Origin of the sequence: Paenibacillus medicaginis (genome assembly GCF_042138635.1) — a bacterium.
Classification (GTDB): domain Bacteria; phylum Bacillota; class Bacilli; order Paenibacillales; family Paenibacillaceae; genus Paenibacillus; species Paenibacillus medicaginis.
On record NZ_JBHIRY010000021.1, the window covers coordinates 91,148 to 108,789 of the forward strand.

At 53.9% G+C, this 17,642-nt stretch carries 18 protein-coding genes; 1 reads left to right on the plus strand and 17 read right to left on the minus strand.

The window, feature by feature from the left end:
* Position 1 precedes the first annotated feature (1 nt).
* The 15 genes from ACE5LO_RS19295 to ACE5LO_RS19365 all read right to left on the minus strand — a co-directional run bounded on the left by ACE5LO_RS19295 (position 2) and on the right by ACE5LO_RS19365 (position 14,744).
* A complete protein-coding gene (locus ACE5LO_RS19295; RefSeq protein ID WP_375521652.1) occupies positions 2 to 1,303 on the minus strand; it encodes an amidohydrolase in 1,302 nt (433 codons plus the stop codon).
* Positions 1,290 to 1,943, minus strand: coding sequence for a redox-sensing transcriptional repressor Rex (locus ACE5LO_RS19300; protein WP_375521630.1), 654 nt, complete (start codon positions 1,941 to 1,943; stop codon positions 1,290 to 1,292). The genes ACE5LO_RS19295 and ACE5LO_RS19300 overlap by 14 nt, the downstream gene beginning before the upstream one ends.
* Before the next feature lie 43 nt (positions 1,944 to 1,986).
* Positions 1,987 to 4,848 (minus strand): ATP-dependent DNA helicase DinG, 3'-5' exoribonuclease type, encoded by a 2,862-nt coding sequence (gene dinG, locus ACE5LO_RS19305; protein WP_375521631.1) that lies wholly within the window; start codon positions 4,846 to 4,848, stop codon positions 1,987 to 1,989.
* Positions 4,849 to 4,967: 119 nt separating this feature from the next.
* Positions 4,968 to 5,648, minus strand: coding sequence for a hypothetical protein (locus tag ACE5LO_RS19310; RefSeq protein ID WP_375521632.1), 681 nt, complete (start codon positions 5,646 to 5,648; stop codon positions 4,968 to 4,970).
* 15 nt (positions 5,649 to 5,663) lie between these two features.
* Entirely contained in the window at positions 5,664 to 6,047 is a 384-nt protein-coding gene (gene panD, locus ACE5LO_RS19315) for an aspartate 1-decarboxylase (RefSeq protein WP_375521633.1), read from the minus strand.
* Entirely contained in the window at positions 6,040 to 6,942 is a 903-nt protein-coding gene (panC, locus tag ACE5LO_RS19320; RefSeq protein ID WP_375521634.1) for a pantoate--beta-alanine ligase, read from the minus strand. Before panC ends, panD begins: the two co-directional genes overlap by 8 nt.
* Positions 6,939 to 7,811: a 3-methyl-2-oxobutanoate hydroxymethyltransferase gene (gene panB, locus ACE5LO_RS19325; RefSeq protein ID WP_375521635.1), complete on the minus strand. Its 873-nt coding sequence runs from the start codon at positions 7,809 to 7,811 to the stop codon at positions 6,939 to 6,941. Before panB ends, panC begins: the two co-directional genes overlap by 4 nt.
* Positions 7,812 to 8,087: 276 nt before the next feature.
* Complete coding sequence (locus ACE5LO_RS19330) at positions 8,088 to 9,065, minus strand: biotin--[acetyl-CoA-carboxylase] ligase (protein ID WP_375521636.1); 978 nt, start codon at positions 9,063 to 9,065, stop codon at positions 8,088 to 8,090.
* A complete protein-coding gene (locus ACE5LO_RS19335) occupies positions 9,052 to 10,338 on the minus strand; it encodes a CCA tRNA nucleotidyltransferase (RefSeq protein WP_375521637.1) in 1,287 nt (428 codons plus the stop codon). The genes ACE5LO_RS19330 and ACE5LO_RS19335 overlap by 14 nt, the downstream gene beginning before the upstream one ends.
* Positions 10,339 to 10,388: 50 nt before the next feature.
* Positions 10,389 to 11,552, minus strand: coding sequence for an N-acetyl-alpha-D-glucosaminyl L-malate synthase BshA (gene bshA / locus ACE5LO_RS19340; protein WP_375521638.1), 1,164 nt, complete (start codon positions 11,550 to 11,552; stop codon positions 10,389 to 10,391).
* A gap of 261 nt (positions 11,553 to 11,813) precedes the next feature.
* Positions 11,814 to 12,506 carry a bacillithiol biosynthesis deacetylase BshB1 gene (bshB1, locus tag ACE5LO_RS19345; protein WP_375521639.1) on the minus strand — a complete coding sequence of 231 codons (693 nt, stop codon included), beginning with the start codon at positions 12,504 to 12,506 and terminating at the stop codon, positions 11,814 to 11,816.
* Positions 12,503 to 12,937: a methylglyoxal synthase gene (gene mgsA / locus ACE5LO_RS19350; protein ID WP_375521640.1), complete on the minus strand. Its 435-nt coding sequence runs from the start codon at positions 12,935 to 12,937 to the stop codon at positions 12,503 to 12,505. Before mgsA ends, bshB1 begins: the two co-directional genes overlap by 4 nt.
* A gap of 53 nt (positions 12,938 to 12,990) precedes the next feature.
* Positions 12,991 to 13,794 (minus strand): 4-hydroxy-tetrahydrodipicolinate reductase, encoded by an 804-nt coding sequence (gene dapB, locus ACE5LO_RS19355; RefSeq protein ID WP_375521641.1) that lies wholly within the window; start codon positions 13,792 to 13,794, stop codon positions 12,991 to 12,993.
* Between the two features lie 33 nt (positions 13,795 to 13,827).
* Entirely contained in the window at positions 13,828 to 14,361 is a 534-nt protein-coding gene (locus tag ACE5LO_RS19360; RefSeq protein ID WP_375521642.1) for a tetratricopeptide repeat protein, read from the minus strand.
* Between the two features lie 53 nt (positions 14,362 to 14,414).
* Positions 14,415 to 14,744 carry a nucleotide pyrophosphohydrolase gene (locus ACE5LO_RS19365; RefSeq protein WP_375521643.1) on the minus strand — a complete coding sequence of 110 codons (330 nt, stop codon included), beginning with the start codon at positions 14,742 to 14,744 and terminating at the stop codon, positions 14,415 to 14,417.
* 158 nt (positions 14,745 to 14,902) lie between these two features.
* Here ACE5LO_RS19365 and ACE5LO_RS19370 point away from each other — a divergent pair, with 158 nt between their 5' ends.
* Positions 14,903 to 15,772: a YitT family protein gene (locus tag ACE5LO_RS19370; RefSeq protein ID WP_375521644.1), complete on the plus strand. Its 870-nt coding sequence runs from the start codon at positions 14,903 to 14,905 to the stop codon at positions 15,770 to 15,772.
* Positions 15,773 to 15,930: 158 nt separating this feature from the next.
* Here ACE5LO_RS19370 and ACE5LO_RS19375 read toward each other — a convergent pair whose 3' ends face one another.
* A complete protein-coding gene (locus ACE5LO_RS19375) occupies positions 15,931 to 16,770 on the minus strand; it encodes a sporulation protein YpjB (protein ID WP_375521645.1) in 840 nt (279 codons plus the stop codon).
* Between the two features lie 104 nt (positions 16,771 to 16,874).
* On the minus strand, positions 16,875 to 17,513 hold the full coding sequence (locus ACE5LO_RS19380; protein ID WP_375521646.1) for a DUF1405 domain-containing protein: 639 nt from the start codon (positions 17,511 to 17,513) through the stop codon (positions 16,875 to 16,877).
* Positions 17,514 to 17,642 lie beyond the last annotated feature (129 nt).

The window sequence follows — 17,642 nt, forward strand, 5'->3', positions numbered from 1 at the left end:
ATCAGCGGGAGAGCAGGCCGGTAAACGCCGCTTGCGCTTCGTGCTTGATCCGCTCCTCATCCATGGTCAGGCATTCACCGTTCTTGACAACCTGACGGCCGTCCACCCAGACGTGCAGAACATCCTTGGCGCTGGCCGAGTACACAGCATGTGAAACCAAATCCGTTCTCGGCAGAAAATGCGGCTGATCCATATTCAGGGCAATAAAATCGGCCTTGTTGCCTGCGGCGAGCGCTCCTACTTCCTTCAGGGCAATCGAATTCGCACCATATTCCGTAGCCATCCGCAGGGCCTCGCCCGCCGGGACCGCCGTCGGGTCGCCTGTAACTCCCTTATGAATCAAAGCGGCCAGCCGCATTTCCTCGAACATGTCCAGATTGTTGTTGCTTGCCGGACCATCTGTCCCGAGCGACACGGTGACTCCCGCTTTAAGCAGATCTGTCACTCGCGCTACACCGCTGGCCAGCTTGAGGTTGCTTCCCGGATTGTGGGAAACGGCTACCTTGCGCTCGGCGAGCAGGGCAATCTCTTCATCATTCAAATGGACGGCATGCGCAACCAGGGAAGGCCGGGAGAAGAAGCCCAGCTTATCCAGATGCGCAACAGGGCGAAGACCGTATTCACGTACGTTCTGCTCCACCTCGGCGGCCGTTTCCGACATGTGGGTGTGAAGCGGCAGATCGAGGTCATGGGCCGCCTGCACGAACTGTTCAATAAAGGCCGGCGGGCAGGTATACGGCGCGTGCGGAGACATCATGGCCGTAATGCGGCCGGCCGCTTCTCCGTGCCAGTTTTTCGCAAAGGCTACCGCCTCCGCCAGTTTGGCGCGCTGCTCCTCTTCCGAGCATAAACCGATGGCGCCGCGCATCAGGCTGGCACGGATGCCGGATTGCTCGACCACTTTGGCCACTTCATCCATATGGTCATACATATCCAGAAAAGCGGTTGTGCCTCCCTTGAGCATTTCAAGCACGGACAGCGACGTCCCCCAGTACACATCCGAGGCGGTGAATTTGGCCTCCATCGGCCACATCTTCGTTTGCAGCCATTCCTGCAGCACCATATCGTCTCCGTAGCCGCGCAGCAGCGACATGGCGGCATGGCCGTGCGTATTGATCAGACCTGGCAGAAAGAGCAGTCCTGTGCCGTCTACCACCTCTGTGGCTTCCTCTCCTGCGGGCAACTCTTCTCCGATATAGGTGATCCGGCTGTTTTCAATGATCATGTAGCCGTGGACAACCGCTTTTTCCTCACGGTTCACCGCGTATGCCCCGTTTTTAATCAGCCACTTATTGGTCGTCATCTTCATTGTCATCCTTTCCGTTCTCCAGGTAATAAGCCAGGCTCAGCAGGTCTGTTGTAAAGTCCGTCGCATGAATGCGGATATGCGCAGGGGCTTTGATGATGGTTGGCGCAAAATTCAGAATCGCCTCTATCCCGCTCCCGATCATCTCGTCAGCTACGTGCTGGGCTTCAAAATCCGGTACAGTGATAATCCCGATCCGGATGTGCAGCTTTCTGACCGTATCTCTCAGTTCTTCCATCGGCTGCACGGTCAGGGTGTTGATCTGCCGCCCGACCTTGGCTGGCGAGGAATCGAAGACTGCCACAATTTTCATATTATCCTTTAAATAAGCGTTGTAATTGGACAGCGCCTGCCCGAGATTACCGGCTCCCACCAGTGCAACGTTGATTTGCTGGTCTATTTTGAGTATATGGCGTATTTTATCGATCAGATACATCACATCATAGCCGATTCCCTTGCGTCCGAAATCCCCGAAATAAGCCAGATCCTTGCGAATCTGCGCCGGATTCAGGTCCAGCTTCTGGCCCAGCTCCTGGGATGAAACCGTGGTGACCTCCCGTTTATGAAGCTCGTTCAGGTAGCGCAGGTAGACGGGCAGCCTGCGCACCACGGCTTCGGATATTTTATCTGCTTTCATGCATAATCCTCCTAAATTCACGGACTAATGAATCGTAACGAGCTTAGCTGCCCGCTTCCGTATGAAGCCATTCGGAAATCCGGGGCACGATCTGCTCTGTCTGCATATGCTCTATTTTCGGTCCCGGCAGGGAGTAGAGGAAGTGCTTTCCGTAATAAGATTCGATGACACGGGTATCATACACGATGACTACTCCACGGTCCTTGGCCGTACGGACGAGGCGTCCGAAGCCCTGCTTGAAGCGGATGACCGCCTGCGGCACGGACAGTTTCATGAACGGGTTTTTCTTCTGCTCCTGGAGCAGTTCGCTCTTCGCCTCCAGCAACGGGCTGTTCGGCGGCTGAAAAGGCAGTCTGACAATAGCCAGACAGGTCAAAGCCTCTCCGGGAATATCGACCCCCTCCCAGAAGCTGCTTGTACCGAGCAGCACGGACGCCTTGGCTTCCTGAAACCTTCGTGTCAGCTTGCTGCGGCTACCGCTATCCATCCCCTGCCCCAGCACCGTAATTTTACTCGAAGCAAGCACCTCCTTCAGCGGCTCGTATACCTGCTTGAGCATCCGGTACGAGGTAAAGAGGACAAGCATCCGTCCCTGAGTTACCTCAGCCGCGCTGCGGAGCGAGTCCACAAGCATGTCCACGAACCTGACGTCCCCCACGCTTCCTTTTACGCTCGGGAAATCCCGCGGGATGACAAGCAGCGCCTGCTCCCGATAGTTGAACGGAGAAGGCAGCAGGGAGGTAAGCAGGCCGCCCTCCTCCGCAGCCTCCTGAAGACCGAGCTGGTCGATCATATATTGGAATGATTTGTTCACGGACAAGGTTGCGGAGGTGAGCACAACGCTTTTTTTCTTGTCAAAAAACATCTCCTTCAACTGCTGGCTGACATCCACCGGCACGGCGTAAAACTGCAACGATTTCCCTTTAAATTGGCCGCTGGCCTCAAGCCAGTACACAGTGGTCAGATCATCCATTTTGATAAAAAAGCGCAGGCTGTCACGGAAGGCAGCCAAATCTTTAACCAGCCCTGTAATATCGGTTACCAGACTCTCGGCACCGTAATCGTCCTGCTCGTCCTTGATTTCCTGCAGCATTTTGTCTCCCTTGCGGACGATCTCGCCAAGCGCAACATAAATCTGGTTTTCCAGTTGCTCCGCCTCCGTCCAGCCCTTTGGTTTGTCGGAAGGCTTGAGACGAGCCGAGAACTGTCCAGTCTCCCCCGGGGGAGCGTCACTCCGTTCAGGCAGCATGCCGAAAAGCATATCGCTGAGCTTATCCCAGGTCTCCTTAACCTCCACCATCGCCGGATACAGGCTGTCGATCACATACGCCCATTCCGTGGCCTTCTCGTGCCCGGAAGACATAAGCTGCTGGCGCAGGACGGGCAGCTGCCCGTTCTTGCTGTCCTTGAACAAACGGGTCAGCGCATGGACGAACGTGAAATATTTCATATGCATGCCCAGATGCTTGCCTGCCACCTCTTCCAGATGATGCGCCTCGTCAATGATCAGATGCTCATATGCGGGAAGCAGCTGATGGCTGGCTTTGACATCCGTGAACAGCTTGGAGTGGTTGGTGACCACAACATCTGCGGTTCCGGCTTCCTGGCGTGCTCTATGGTAATAACATTTGCGGAACCATGGGCATTGTCTGCCAAGGCAGGAGTCGGAGTCACTGGCCACCGTTTCCCAGAAATCCCCGCCACGGCTGCCGAGGTTCAGTTCCTCATCATCCCCTGTTTCGGTGTGCGCAAGCCACACGATCATCTGTGCAGCTGTGAGCAAATCTTCCTTCGGGGTTACGAAATCTCTTCTGTTTATTTTATGTTCAAATTTACGCAGACACAAATAATGGCCCCTGCCCTTGAACACGGCCGCCCGGAAAGGAAACGGCACCGCGCGTGTGAGCAGCGGAATATCCCTTTCCCGCAGCTGCTCCTGCAGGTTGATGGTATGGGTGCTGATCATCACTTTTTCCCCGTTCCTGACGCTGTAATACAGCGAGGGGAGCATATATCCAAGTGATTTCCCTGTACCCGTTCCAGCCTCGATGAGCAGATGTTTCTCTTCACTGAGCGCTGTCATGACGCTCTCGATCATCTGGTTCTGCGACTCCCGCGCCTCGTAATGGGATAGGGACGTCCGCAGCCGCTCCTGCACTTGCTCCATGTACTCGTCAAAGCTCACGCCTGACAGCGGATTATCGCCGGGCTCGCTGCGCGGCGGCTCAATATCCGTCCAGTCATCCACTTTAAGAGCGAACTGACGGTAATAGGTATGCCCCCCCAGCTCCTGCACCGGCTCTCTTTCCTTCTGCTCCCTGATTCCGTCGAAAAACCAGGCCAGGTCGCTGTCCTCCTCCGCGAACAAATCACTAAGCCTCTGTACGGCAAGAAGCGGGAGGGCATTCAACTCATCAAGGCATTTGAGAAATACCTCAGCCGTAACAAGCGCGTCGCTGTCCGCCTGGTGCGGACGGTCATGAACGATCCCGAAATCGGCCGCGACAAAGCCCAGCTGGTAGGAGGATAAGGATGGAAACAGAATCTTGAGAAAGCCCATCGTATCCAGAATACGCCCGCTGAAAGGCAAGTAACCACAGCGGTCAAGGGCATTTTGCAAAAAGTTAAAGTCAAATGCGACGTTATGTCCAACGAGCACCACATCATTCAGCAGGGGGACAAGCTCGACCATCATGTCCTCCAGAGAAGGAGCGTTCTCTACATCCGCGTCCGTGATGCCCGTTAATCCCGTAATAAAGGGCGGGATCGGCCTTCCCGGATTGACATAGGAAGCATAGACCTGTGAAATGCTGTAATCATGATCTATAATAGCCAGTCCGACCTGAATGATATCATCGGCGGACTGGGTTCCTGTCGTTTCAAAATCCAATACGGCAAACTTCATCTTGAGCCTGATCCCCTCATTCAGTCTGTAATACATACAGCATATCAGAAGATGGGCTCTTTGAACATGAAACAAGCAAAAAGCGATGCACGCAGGCATCGCTCATCAGGCGTTACGTTTCACATATAAGCCATGAAATGGCTGCTGTAGCGCAGCCGACCGGGGTCCGAGCGGCATGTCTCCATATTATGGCGCGCTTCATTCAACGCAGGATCAAGCTGCAGCGCCAGCATAAAATGCTGCACAGCCTGCTCGGGTTGATTCTTTTTCGCCCGTACGCAGCCGAGAGCATTATAAATAGCCGCCTTGATCTGACCGCTCTCTGTCAGGCCAAGGGAATAATGAAACAACGATTCCGCTTCCTCCAGCTGATTCAAATGCATATGCGACATCGCCGCGTACATTTGGATCAGCAGGCTTTGGGGATAAAATTCGGCAACCTTGCCAAACTGGGCGAGCGCCTCCGGGTACATCATCAGTCTGTAATAGCCCTGGCCATGGATAAACGCTTCATCGTTCATTTCGGGCAGCATGGGCGCATCATCGGTGGATTGCAATATTCCGCTGCCGGCCAGTTTGCCCATTTTCTCTTCAAAAGCCAGCCACTCATCCATAATGGAATCACTCATACGGCGAAGCAGGTTCCATTTTTGGAGGAGCTCTTCCTTGCGGGGACCTTGAGCCGAAGGGTATTGCTTCACAATTTCATCTAACATGTCGTTCATTTCTGCGAATACATGCCGGAGCATATTGTGCATTCCACCCTTCATGGAAAAATGATTCCAAAGAGCTCTTTTCATCCGCACTCCCATCGATTACATGACCGTCGCATGTGTTTCCTTCTGCATCGTCTGTACCGGGCGGTTGTCCCCGTCCACAAATACGACGGTCGGTTTATAGGTCCTGGCTTCTTCATTGGTCATGGCTGCATAAGAAATGATAATGACAGTATCCCCAGGCTGAACAAGACGGGCTGCGGCCCCGTTCAGGCAGATGACGCCGCTGCCGCGCGGTCCGGTGATCACATAAGTCTCCAGACGCGCCCCGTTGTTATTATTGACGATCTGCACCTTTTCATTCTCCAGCAGATCCGCCGCTTCCATCAGGTTTTCATCGATTGTAATGCTGCCCACATAATTCAAATTGGCTTCCGTTACGGTCGCGCGATGAATTTTGGACTTCATCATCGTTCTAAACATGGGAAAGGACCTCCGCTTTTTCAAGTCTCATATTGTCGATCAGACGCGTTTTGCCAAAAAATACAGCCAGCGCCGCTATAACATCTTCCTTAATATCATCAAGCCGTTCTTCAGCCTTCAGCGGTTGCAGAGACGGGAAGGTCAGTATTTCCACATAATCAATGCGGGCAAGCGGTACGGAGGTTATGCCGGCTTCCAGAAAAGAACGGAGCTCGCCCACCGTAGCCATTTGCCCTTGGGATATTCCTTCGTGCGCTTCACGCAAGGAACGTGACAACACTAAGGCCTGCTCCCGCTCTTCTTCGCTTAAATAAACGTTGCGCGAGCTGAGCGCGAGTCCGTCTTGCTCCCGTACGATCGGGCAGGGAACAATCTGGACATTGATGTTCAGGTCGGTCACCATCTGCTGCAAAACAGCCACCTGCTGAGCATCCTTCATACCGAAGAATGCGTAATCCGGCTGAACCATGTTGAACAATTTGGCGACAACCGTCGTTACACCGTCAAAATGACCGGGCCGCGACGCTCCGCACAACCGGTCTGTCAGGCCGGACACCCGGATTTTGGTCCGGGTGGGCTGGGGATACATCACTTCAACCGTTGGGATGAACAGAATATCGACCCCTTCACGCCGGGCGACAGCCGCGTCCCGTTCCTCGTCCCGCGGATAGCTTTCAAAATCTTCGCCCGGTCCGAATTGAATAGGATTCACGAATATGCTGAGCACCACGATATCGCTTTGCTCGCGGGCGGCACGCATCAGGCTGGCATGTCCCTCATGCAGATAACCCATCGTCGGGACAAAGCCGACCTTCTTCTCTATTCCCGTGCCCGAGGCACGCCGGCGTGAAGTCAGTGCGGCACGAAGCTGCTGGACGTCCCTGATGATCATCATAATTGGTTCTCCACCTTTCCTGAGCGGCTTCCGTATAATGTATCCATTACCCCGTCATCTGCATTGAAAACATGCTGCTCCGCCGGAAAAACCCGTCCCTTCACATCAGCCACATAACGTCCGATGCTGTGTTTGATCAGGGTCCCAATGTCCCCGTAGGTCTGTACAAACCGCTTTGGTCTGTATGGCGACGCATATTGAAGCACATCATGGTAGACCAGCACCTGACCGTCACAGCCGCGGCCGGCGCCAATGCCAATCGTCGGAATGGAAAGCTCCTTGGCAATGAGAGCGGCCACTTCCTCCGTAACCAGCTCCAGCACAATGCCGAACGCGCCGGCTTCTTCCAGCGCCTTGGCGTCAGTGAGCAGTCTGCGTGCATCTGCAGCGTCCTTGCCCTGAATCCGGTACCCCCCGATCTGGTTGACAGACTGCGGCGTCAGACCGATATGCCCCAGAACCGGAGCTCCTGCCTGCACAGCTGCCCGCACGACCGGAGCGATTTCAGCGCCACCCTCCATTTTAACTGCATGGGCTCCGCCTTCCTGCATCAGCCGGCGGATTCCGGCAAGACTTTCCTGTATACTCCCGTGGTATGTCATAAACGGCATATCAGCCACAATAAACGTATGCTCGACACCACGCGCCACCGCCCTTGTATGATAGACCATATCATCCAGCGTTACCGGAATGGTGGAGTCGTATCCAAGTACGACATTGCCAAGCGAATCACCGACAAGAATGATATCGATCCCCGCCTCTTCAGCCAGCCTGGCTGACGGGTAATCATATGCGGTGATCATGCTGATTGGGGTGCCTTCCTCTTTCATTTTTTTCATCTTCACAATGTTCAGCGCCTGTTTTGCCATCCTTATGGCTCCCTTCTTCTTTTTTGGACAAACACAAAAAAACCTTTTTGCAGACGCATCTCATCTCGGATATGCGTCGAAAAGGTCCGAACAGCCAAAAAAGAGTCACTCGCGATCGTCCCTTCTGTCTCGGTCCTGTTCGGCTCAGAGCAGAATCCAACGTAGCCAGCAATAAAGCGCTATGATGGTCAAGTTTGCGGGCAACCTGCCCTGGAGTGCAGTTCGGAACAAGCCGATACCGCCTCCAGCAAAGTATAACAAATTGAATCAAATATTTCACTGATTAATTTGAATGTCTCCGGAAAAGACCGTCGCCAGACTCCCGTCACTGCGCCGGACAAGCAGCGCTCCCGCAGCATCCAGCCCTTCCGCAATCCCTTCAACAGGCTGCCCGTTGTCCTTGACGGACACCTTGCGGCCGACGATGGCCGACAACGCCTCCCACAATACGCCGATAGGCTTGAATCCCTCCTGACCATACAGCATATACAGGCTCTCCAGCTCATCCATGACAGCCGCGATCAAAGCGGTTCGGTCAACAGGCGCTCCGGCCGCTTCCTTAAGCGATGTGGCTATAGTCCTCAGCTCTTCGGGATAATCCTCGGCGTCCAGATTGACATCGATCCCGATCCCTGCGATACAGTAACGGATTCTCTGATCCTCGACTGCCGATTCAAGCAGGATGCCGCATACTTTACGGCCGTCCACCAGCAGATCGTTCGGCCATTTGATAAATGCCTCGACCCCAGCTACACGCCTTACAGCCCGGCATACAGCCACGCCGGCCAACAGCGTAAGCTGGGACGTATACTGCAACGGCTGCTGTGGGCGCAGAATGACGCTCATCCATACCCCTTTGCGGGGCGGGGAAAAAAATTTACGCCCTTGTCTTCCACGCCCTCCGGTCTGCTCCTCGGACACCACCAGCGTGCCTTCAGGCGCTCCCTGCTCCGCCAGGCGCATCGCATCCCCCTGGGTCGACACCGTCGTATCGAGCAGATGCAGACGCCGTCCGAACGACTGCGTCCGGATCACCTCTGACAGCTTGTCGGCATTCAGCTTGTCCGGCTTCGCCGCAAGCGTGTAACCCAGCCGTGGTGATGCCTCAATAACATAACCAAGCTCCCGCAGCTTATTCACATGCTTCCATACCGCCGTTCTGCTTACGTTCAGCATCCGGCTGACTTCCTCGCCGGATACAGGAGAAGCACCTGCTTCCTCAAGCATATTCAACAACAGCTCATGTTTCTTCAACTTCCGTCACCCGCTTTGCTTCCTCAATCAGCATTTCCTTTTCGTTCACGATGTCTCCGCAGGCCGCAGCCAGCAGAAGACGGTCCATCACCCTGCCCAGCCACGGCCCGCCCCGCCGGTTTAGCACTGCCAGCAGATCATTGCCCGTAATGTCCAAATCCTTCATTTGTAGAATTGGAGTATGGTCTGTCCATTCCTTGCCCTTGGCTGCCAGCACTTCCGCCACCCTCCGGGAAGCGGCGTCCTGCCTGTAGTCAGGAGGCAAGGCTCCGTTAACAGCGAGCCAATCCTCAGCCGACTCCCTTCCCCACCGGAGCAACCACGAAATCCACAGCCGCCGCAGCTCCCTTTCATCAGAGACAGAAGGCGGAACAGTTGCGACCGCTTTCTCCCATTCCAGCAGCCGTAGCATGCGAGTCCGGAAAGCATTGGAGAACGTCCAGTCCCGCAGCATGGCATCCGCCTGTTCCGGCGCAAAGCTTCCTGCCAGCAAAAGCAGCTGCCAGCGTTGTTGTTCAGGAAGATTATGCAGCCTGCCAAGGGGATGAGCGGGAATGCTCTGCCAAGGTGTTGCTGCCTTCGCGCTGGACAACAGGCCGCTTCTGCGCAGCAGCTCCAGTCCGCGCAGCGGATCAGGGCCTTTCATGATCTTCTCCATCTCGGTCCGCACCCGCTCCATGGCAATAAAGCGCAGCAGATGCCTTTTGCGCAGCAGAGCCTTCCAGGTCGCTGGCGCAATGCGGAAGCCAAAGACAGCGGCAAACCGTATGCAGCGGAGCATCCGCAGCGCATCTTCCTCAAACCGCTCATCCGCAGCGCCTACACAGCGGATGAGGCGGCTTTGGATATCGGCGCCCCCTCCGAACGGGTCCACAAGCTCTCCATCCCTCGTCAGCGCCATCGCATTCATCGTAAAATCCCTGCGCCGCAGATCTTCCCTTACATCTTTCACAAACCTGACATCCTGCGGGCGGCGATGGTCCTCGTAACCGGATTCGGTCCGGAAGGTTGTCACCTCGAAGGAAAAGCCGCCCGATATGACCGTTACCGTACCGTGCTGAATCCCTGTGGGTATGACGCTGTCAAACAGCCCCACTACCTCATCAGGCTCTGCCGATGTTGTCAGGTCCATATCCTGGATGGAGCGTCCGAGCAGTTCATCGCGTACACAGCCGCCGACCCAATAGGCTTCATGTCCTGTGCTGATCAGCCGATCAAGAACCCGCCCGGCCTCCATGGCCATATCCGGGTCAGCACATTGCCAACTGTTCATAGCCTTTCCACCTTTACTGCTATAATCCGCAAAAACGGGCGCGCATGTCTTTAACAGTTCACTGGTTTCAGATCAGGCACCTCGCGTCCCAATACACGGTAATAGATTTCTTCATATTGTCTTCTGATTCTGTCGTTGCAGAACACGGTCTGCGCCCGCTGCAGGCAGGCCTCGCGCAATCTGGCAGCCTCCTTGCTGTCCGTCAGCAAGCGGATGGCGTATTCGGCCATTTGCTCCGTATCTCCAATCGGGGCCAGATATCCGGTCTCACCATGAATGACAAGCTCCGGAATACCCCCGGCGGTAGAGCCGACCGTTGGTACACCGCAAGCCATCGCTTCGAGCGCAACCAGTCCGAAGCTCTCCTTTTCCGAGGGCAGCATCAGTACATCGGCCATGGATAGCACCTGCGCGATATCATCCTGCTTGCCGATGAAATACACCTTGTCTTCCAGGCCCAGCTCTTCGATTTTACAACGGATTTTCGGCAAATCCGGACCTTCGCCGACGAACAGCAGCTTGCATTTGACCTCCCGCTGCACCTTTTCAAACACGTCAAGCACATCGCCTACCCTTTTTACAGGACGGAAATTGGAAATATGCATCATAATTTTCTCGTCCGGCGCGGCAAAATCGCTGCGCAGCGAAGCGGAATCCCGCGGATAATACACTCTTTTATCGACAAAATTATAACTCAAATCGATCTCGCGGGTAATATCGAGCACTTCCCGTGTTTCACGGATCAGATCCTTCGATACGGCCGTAACCGCATCGCTTTCGTTAATGGCAAGCCTGATCAGATCCTTTAACGATTCGTCCTGGGCCAGCACCGTGATATCGGTTCCATGCAGTGTCGTAACGACTTTCAGGCGGTCCCCGACCATCTGCTTGGCCAGAAAAGCGCATACCGCATGCGGAACCGCATAATGCACATGAAGCACGTCAAGGTTTTTCATCTTCACGACCTGGGCCATCTTCGTTGCCAGCGACAGATCATAAGGAGGATAGCGGAACACATAATAATCATTGACTTCCACTTCATGATAAAAAATGTTTTTATGAAAATTTCCGCCCAGTCTGAACGGAATCCCGTTGGCAATAAAATGCACCTCATGACCCTGCTCGGCCAGCAGCTTGCCCAGTTCGGTAGCCACGACACCGGAACCCCCCAATGATGGGTAGCAGGTAATTCCGATTCTGAGCATGTCATTCATGATAGCAGCCCCCTTTCACATTCCGGCAAGAAAAAATAAATTTAAAAGTGCAGGTTCAAAAAGTCAGGTTTTCAGCACCGAAGCTTATGCTTCCGAAGTGCGTTTTTTCAAAACGCTTGAGTTGGATGAAGCTAGGGACTGAGGAGCGGAGCGTACGTTTGGTGTACGTGAGCACCGGAAGGCCCGGCTGAATTCAAGATTCGATGTCGAGTCCGCTTCCTGACTTCCTTCGTGATCAAAAGATGACTTTTTGAACTACCTCTAAAAGAGTTCAACTTTATAAGGGGACTTCACTGCGAATCCCTCGGCAAACGGAGTCAGACTCCGCTGTCCCAGCATGGAGTCCCGCGCTTTGACCCGTTCTATGTATCCTTGATTGAGAGGGGTAGATACCACGTCGGCTCCTGCAGCCCCTTGCTCAAATTGAGAGCTGTAGCAGCCCAGCGCCTTTTCCTTAAGATTATAATACCCGGTTATATCAACAATTAGATCAGCCCGTCCCAGATCATTAATAAAATAAAAGTAGAGCTGATCCACACGGACAGGCGGCAGTTCTGGCATGAAGCGGCGCAGCTTGGCGTTGAAGACCGCTTCCTCCACCAGCCTGCTGCACATGACATGATCCGGATGGCGGTCTTCCCAGTACGGCGCAAATACAATCTTCGGAGCATGGCGGCGTATTTCCGCGGTAACGGCGGCCACATGCTCCGATGTGATGTACAACCCACGGTCCGGGAGCCGCAAATTGGTGCGCGCAGAGAGACCGAGCAAGGCGGAAGCGGCGGCCGCTTCCGCCGCACGTCTCTCCACCGTACCGTTGGAGGACATTTCCGACCGGGTCAGATCACAAATTCCGACCTTCAAACCGGCCGCGGTATGCTTGGCGATCGTGCCGGCCATTCCGATTTCGGCATCATCCGCATGGGCGCCGAATACAAGAATGTCCAGGCTCATTTGATTTCACCGTCCTGAATGCCCGGCTTGTATTTGTGAACCAGCTCCCGCCATGCAAAGTCGCCGCGGTCGAGCGCCTTCACCAATATTTCAGCTGTAGCGATGTTCGTCGCAAGCGGAATACCCTGCACGTCACACAGGCGCAGAAGAGCGGTGATATCCGGCTCATGTGGCTGCGCCATGAGCGGGTCGCGCAGAAAGATAATCAGGTCCATGTCGTTCTGGGCCACCATGGCGCCGATCTGCTGGTCCCCGCCGAGGGGACCAGACATGTAGCGGTGAATTTTCAATTTTGTAGCTTCCATAATCCGCTGTCCTGTAGTTCCTGTGGAATACAACTGATGATCCTTGAACACATGCTCATATGCGGTTACGAAGTTGATCATTTCGTCCTTTTTGCGGTCATGGGCAATGAATGATATTTTTAACATATTCGTCTCTCCCCCATCCGATGTATCGTTTTTCTTGCTGTCTTTACTGAACATTAATCTATAAAGTGTTCAAATCCGTAGACAAGTCCCGTATGGTTCATCACTTTTTCGATTCCGATTTTTACCCCCGGCATATAACCTGCACGTTCATAGGAGTCATGGCGTATTCTGAGGGATTGCCCATAGCCGCCGAATACAACCTCCTGCTGTGCAAATACACCCGGCAGCCGCAGGCTGTGGATGCGGAAGCCTTGATAATATCCGCCACGTGCACCCTCTATCGTCTCCTCCTCCGCCGGATTGCCCTGGCGCAGCTCCTCCCGGTTCTGCGCAATCAGCTCCGCCGTTTTGATCGCTGTCCCGGAAGGAGCGTCCAGCTTATGGTCTCCATGGGTTTCGATAATCTCCAGGTGAGGGAAAAATTTGGCTGCCTGGGCAGCAAATTTCATCATCAGAATGACGCCGATTGAGAAATTGGGGGCAATCAGCCCTCCAATGCCGCGAAGCTGGCACTGCTTGTCCAACTCTTCGATCTGCTCCGGCGTAAAGCCTGTGGTGCCCATAACTGGTCTGACACCTAGCTCGATGGCCAGTGCAGTATGATCATATGCCGAATGGGGTGCAGTAAAGTCCACCATCACATCGGGCTGGCTTTCCCTGAGAGCTCTTTCAAGGTCGCTGGTTATGTTGATTCCCGCTTCCGGCAGACCAACCAGCAGACCTGCATCCACTCCCGAGTGGGAGCGGTTCACGGCAGCAGCCAGCTCAAGCCCCTCATCCTGAAGCACGAGCTTCAGAACCTCGCGGCCCATTCTTCCTCCGGCGCCAACGACTGCTACTCTGATCTTATCTGTCATGAAAACAACTCCTTATGCTGCGAAAATGGCAGTCTATTTCTGTGAATCCCGGTAATTTTTTTTGCGTTGCAGCAGCTCCAGCTGCAGTTCTATCAGCTGCCCTTCCTGCGGCAATAGGTCTATCGCTTCCCCTACGGCGGCCAGAGCCTCGTCGAACTGGTTCAGCTCGTTATGGGCAAGGGCAAGCAGAACATAGACATCTGCACACAGCGGATCCAGCTTCACCGCTTCATGAAGCATGTTTATCGCCCGTGCACGTGCCGGGTCATCCGGCGAACCGCCCCCGGACAGCATTTTTCGCACTTCTCCGGCCAGACGTTTGGCATCAAGAGAGTTCAGGTGAATTTTATACTCATCCTGTCCCGGTGCCAGCATGACGGCAAGTTTCGCATGCTCCAGAGCCTGATCCAGGCGGCCGCTGCGCGCATAGGTAATAGAGCAGCGGTAGCGGTAATCCGCATTGTCGGGCTCGGCCGCTATCGCCCGCTCAAACCAACGGATAGCCTCTTCAAAATCGTTGCTCAAAATACTGAAATATGCTTTCTGTACATATTCATCCGCCTTCATGCTGCTGCACCTCCGTGCGATACCCCGTTTGGTACAGCATATGTATGGACTGCCTAATCGGTGTCCTTTCTGGTCCAGCGGTCTGCATCCCGTGTATTGAATTTATCCATGACCTTATTATGGGCGTCCGTCAGGTCAATGCCCAGTGAATTGGCAAAGCAGATCGTAATAAAGAGAATATCACCAAGCTCCAGTTCAATGGAATTGTCAGCCTCGTCTTTCTTCTTGGGCTTCTCGCCGAAGGAGTGGTTGACCTCACGGGCCAGCTCCCCGACCTCTTCCGACATTCTTGCCAGCATGGCCAGCGGGCTAAAGTAGCCTTCCTTGAATTGCGATATGTACTGATCGACTTCACGCTGGAGCTCAGCAAGCGTTTTTTCCATAAAAGCCTTTCTCCTTTATTGTGAAGGTTTATTCATATGTTATCGTAAAGGAACTTTGAAAACAATTATTTTTTAATCGTCTCGGAACAAGGTATACTAGGGTAAGATTGCCAAATGGGCTTCTTGGCAAACGAATACGATTGATGCGAGGGGTAACATTGAAAACGTTTAATATCAGCTCACAACTGAAGCAGATCATTCCAATTCTGCTGGGAACCGCAGTGTATGCGTTCGGTCTGCTGTATTTCATCATTCCCAACCAACTGATGGAAGGAGGCGTAACAGGCATCACCGTTCTGCTTAATTACGCATTCTCCATTTCACCCTCTTTATCCACTCTGTTGCTGAATATTCCGTTATTCTTGCTTGGATGGAAAATACTTGGCGGACGCCAGATTGTATATACGGGTGTTGGCATCGGATCTTTAACCTTCTTTCTGTGGCTGTTCGAAAAACTGATTGATTCAGGCTGGATCGAGCCGTTCGCCACGGAGCATGATTTTATTCTGGCAGCCCTCTATGCCGGGGTCACGCTTGGAGGCGGTCTTGGCATCGTATTTCGTTTCGGTGGTACCACCGGCGGCTCGGATATCATCGCCCGAATCCTCAACCGCAGATTTGGCTGGAGCATGGGGCAGGTGCTTCTCGGCATCGATATTCTTATTATCGGCTTGTCTCTGCTGTATATCCCGAAGGAAAAAATCCTTTACACTCTGGTTGCTGTATTTATAGCGTCCAAAGTGATTGATTTTATTCAGGAAGGGGCTTATTCGGCCAGAGCGTTCATGATTATCAGCGATTATGCCCACGAGATCGCAGAGATCGTTACAAGAGACATGGAACGGGGAGTGACGATCATCCCGGCCATCGGCGCTTATTCCAAACAGGCCAAATATGTGGCTTATTGCGTTGTATCCAGACAGGAAATGCGCCGGCTTCATCAGATTGTGAAATCGGTCGATCCCAAAGCATTTGTAATCATCAACGATGTGCATGACGTGCATGGTGAAGGCTTCCGGGAGGAATAAGCCTCATAATGGGCAATGGGCCACAGTGAAGAAGAAAGAGCAAGTAGAGGCGGAATCTGACCACCAATACTTGCTCTTTGCATTATCATAAACCAACGAGGCTGCTTTCCTGTCATGTAAACCCGCTTGGAGGATAGCCAAACTTCACAGATACTGGATCAGCGGGCAGGAGGAAAAAAACTGTGCTCCCCCCGGTATTTACGGAAACCTGCATAGACCAGGGCTGCCAAAATGACGCATCCGATCAGCCATTCCAGCGCATCGTCGTCCGCAGCCAGCATGAACGGGCCAAAGGCCGCAGCATCCTTCTCACGGCCGAACAATACGTTCAGCGTCTCACGTCCGGCGGTAAGCGCAGACCTTACGGCAGCCGGGTCTGTGTTGGGATTCCCGCCCGCTCCTTTAACAAAGGATAACCACGAATCGGTCCTGTTCACAGCAGACGGCGGCATGCTGATGATAGCGGACGGCCTTATCGTATTATAATGGTTCTCCAACCTTCCCACAGCTTGGGCAAATCCTGAAGTGTTCCCTTTTGTGAACTGGTTCTCCGCTTCTTTTAAATCCTCATACAACACTTTGTAGTACTGCTGCCACAAGGGCTCCTTGGGGTGGGCGAGCACATCCGCCGCCAGCCTCATGCCCGCAGCGGCTTGAATGACCGCCTCCGGGGACATGGCGACCGCGTTTACCGCCTCCTGGACGTCCAGAATAGCCCCGGAGAAGGCATGAATCCCTTCCACCGACATGGCCTTCTGAATGTTTCCGCTACCAAACAGCTGTACAACCTCCGCCAGACGACGGCGCACTTCTATGATATTTCCTTCCTTGGCATGCTTATACAAAGCAACCGCTGCCTGATCAAGGGCAAGCTGCTGTGTCGGAGTGGCAGGTTGTGCCGGGGCCGCTTCATACGCGCCGGAAACCGCCTGCGGCAGCAAGGCAAACAGAAGCGCCGCACACAGCAGCACCCGGATGATACCGGCAACACCGTTCATTGGACATCCCTCCTACCCTATCTGTATGGCAAGGACGGATAACCTAGAACCGAAAAGGTGACTTTTTGAACTCGCACTGAAAGCTGAAAAGCGGCGGCCGAAAGTCAGTCGCCAGCGGCCCGTCTCCGCGACAGGGCCATCACCAGCCAGCAGGCAGCGGCACTGGCCAGCGTAAGAGCTACTGTAAAATTGCGGACAGCAGGCACATCGTCAAACAGCTCGCGCGGCAGCCAGGGATTAATCCCGTAGGTATAATCCATCAGATCGTTCAGCAGCGTCCACAGGAGAGCGACGGTCAAGCCTGCGGATCGCACTGCAAAAAAGCGGATATACACCAATGCCTCCACCGCCATAATCGTATGGGAAGCTACAAGCATCCAGTCAAGCGGACCGATAGCCCCCCCTTGTGACGCTCCCGCGAAGATGATGGCAGAAGCCCAAATCCCGTACTTTACACTGGTTACGACAGCCAGTCCCTCAACCAAATGTCTGAGCACGGTCCAGCCCCTGCTGACAGGGGGGAACAGCAGAAACAACAAAGCAATGGTAAAAAACAGGCTCGCTGTGGGACTGTCAGGAACGAAGACGATCAGCCAGTGAGGATAGCGCTCCCACGTATACGCAAGCTGGTTGTCGTACCACACATAACCTCCCACGGTCCCCAACAGATTGCACCAGAAGAGCAGCCACAAAAAATAACGGTTCAGCAGCAGCTCCCTGCTCCACAAAAAGGTTATGGACAAATTACATCAGGCCTCCAGTCACTCAAGCGGTGTACGAATTAATCTATGTACCAGTAGGGTAAGACGAGGGATTACTCCCTCGGACTCCCCGTCAAACCGTGCATGCGGATTTCCCGCACACGGCTTTCC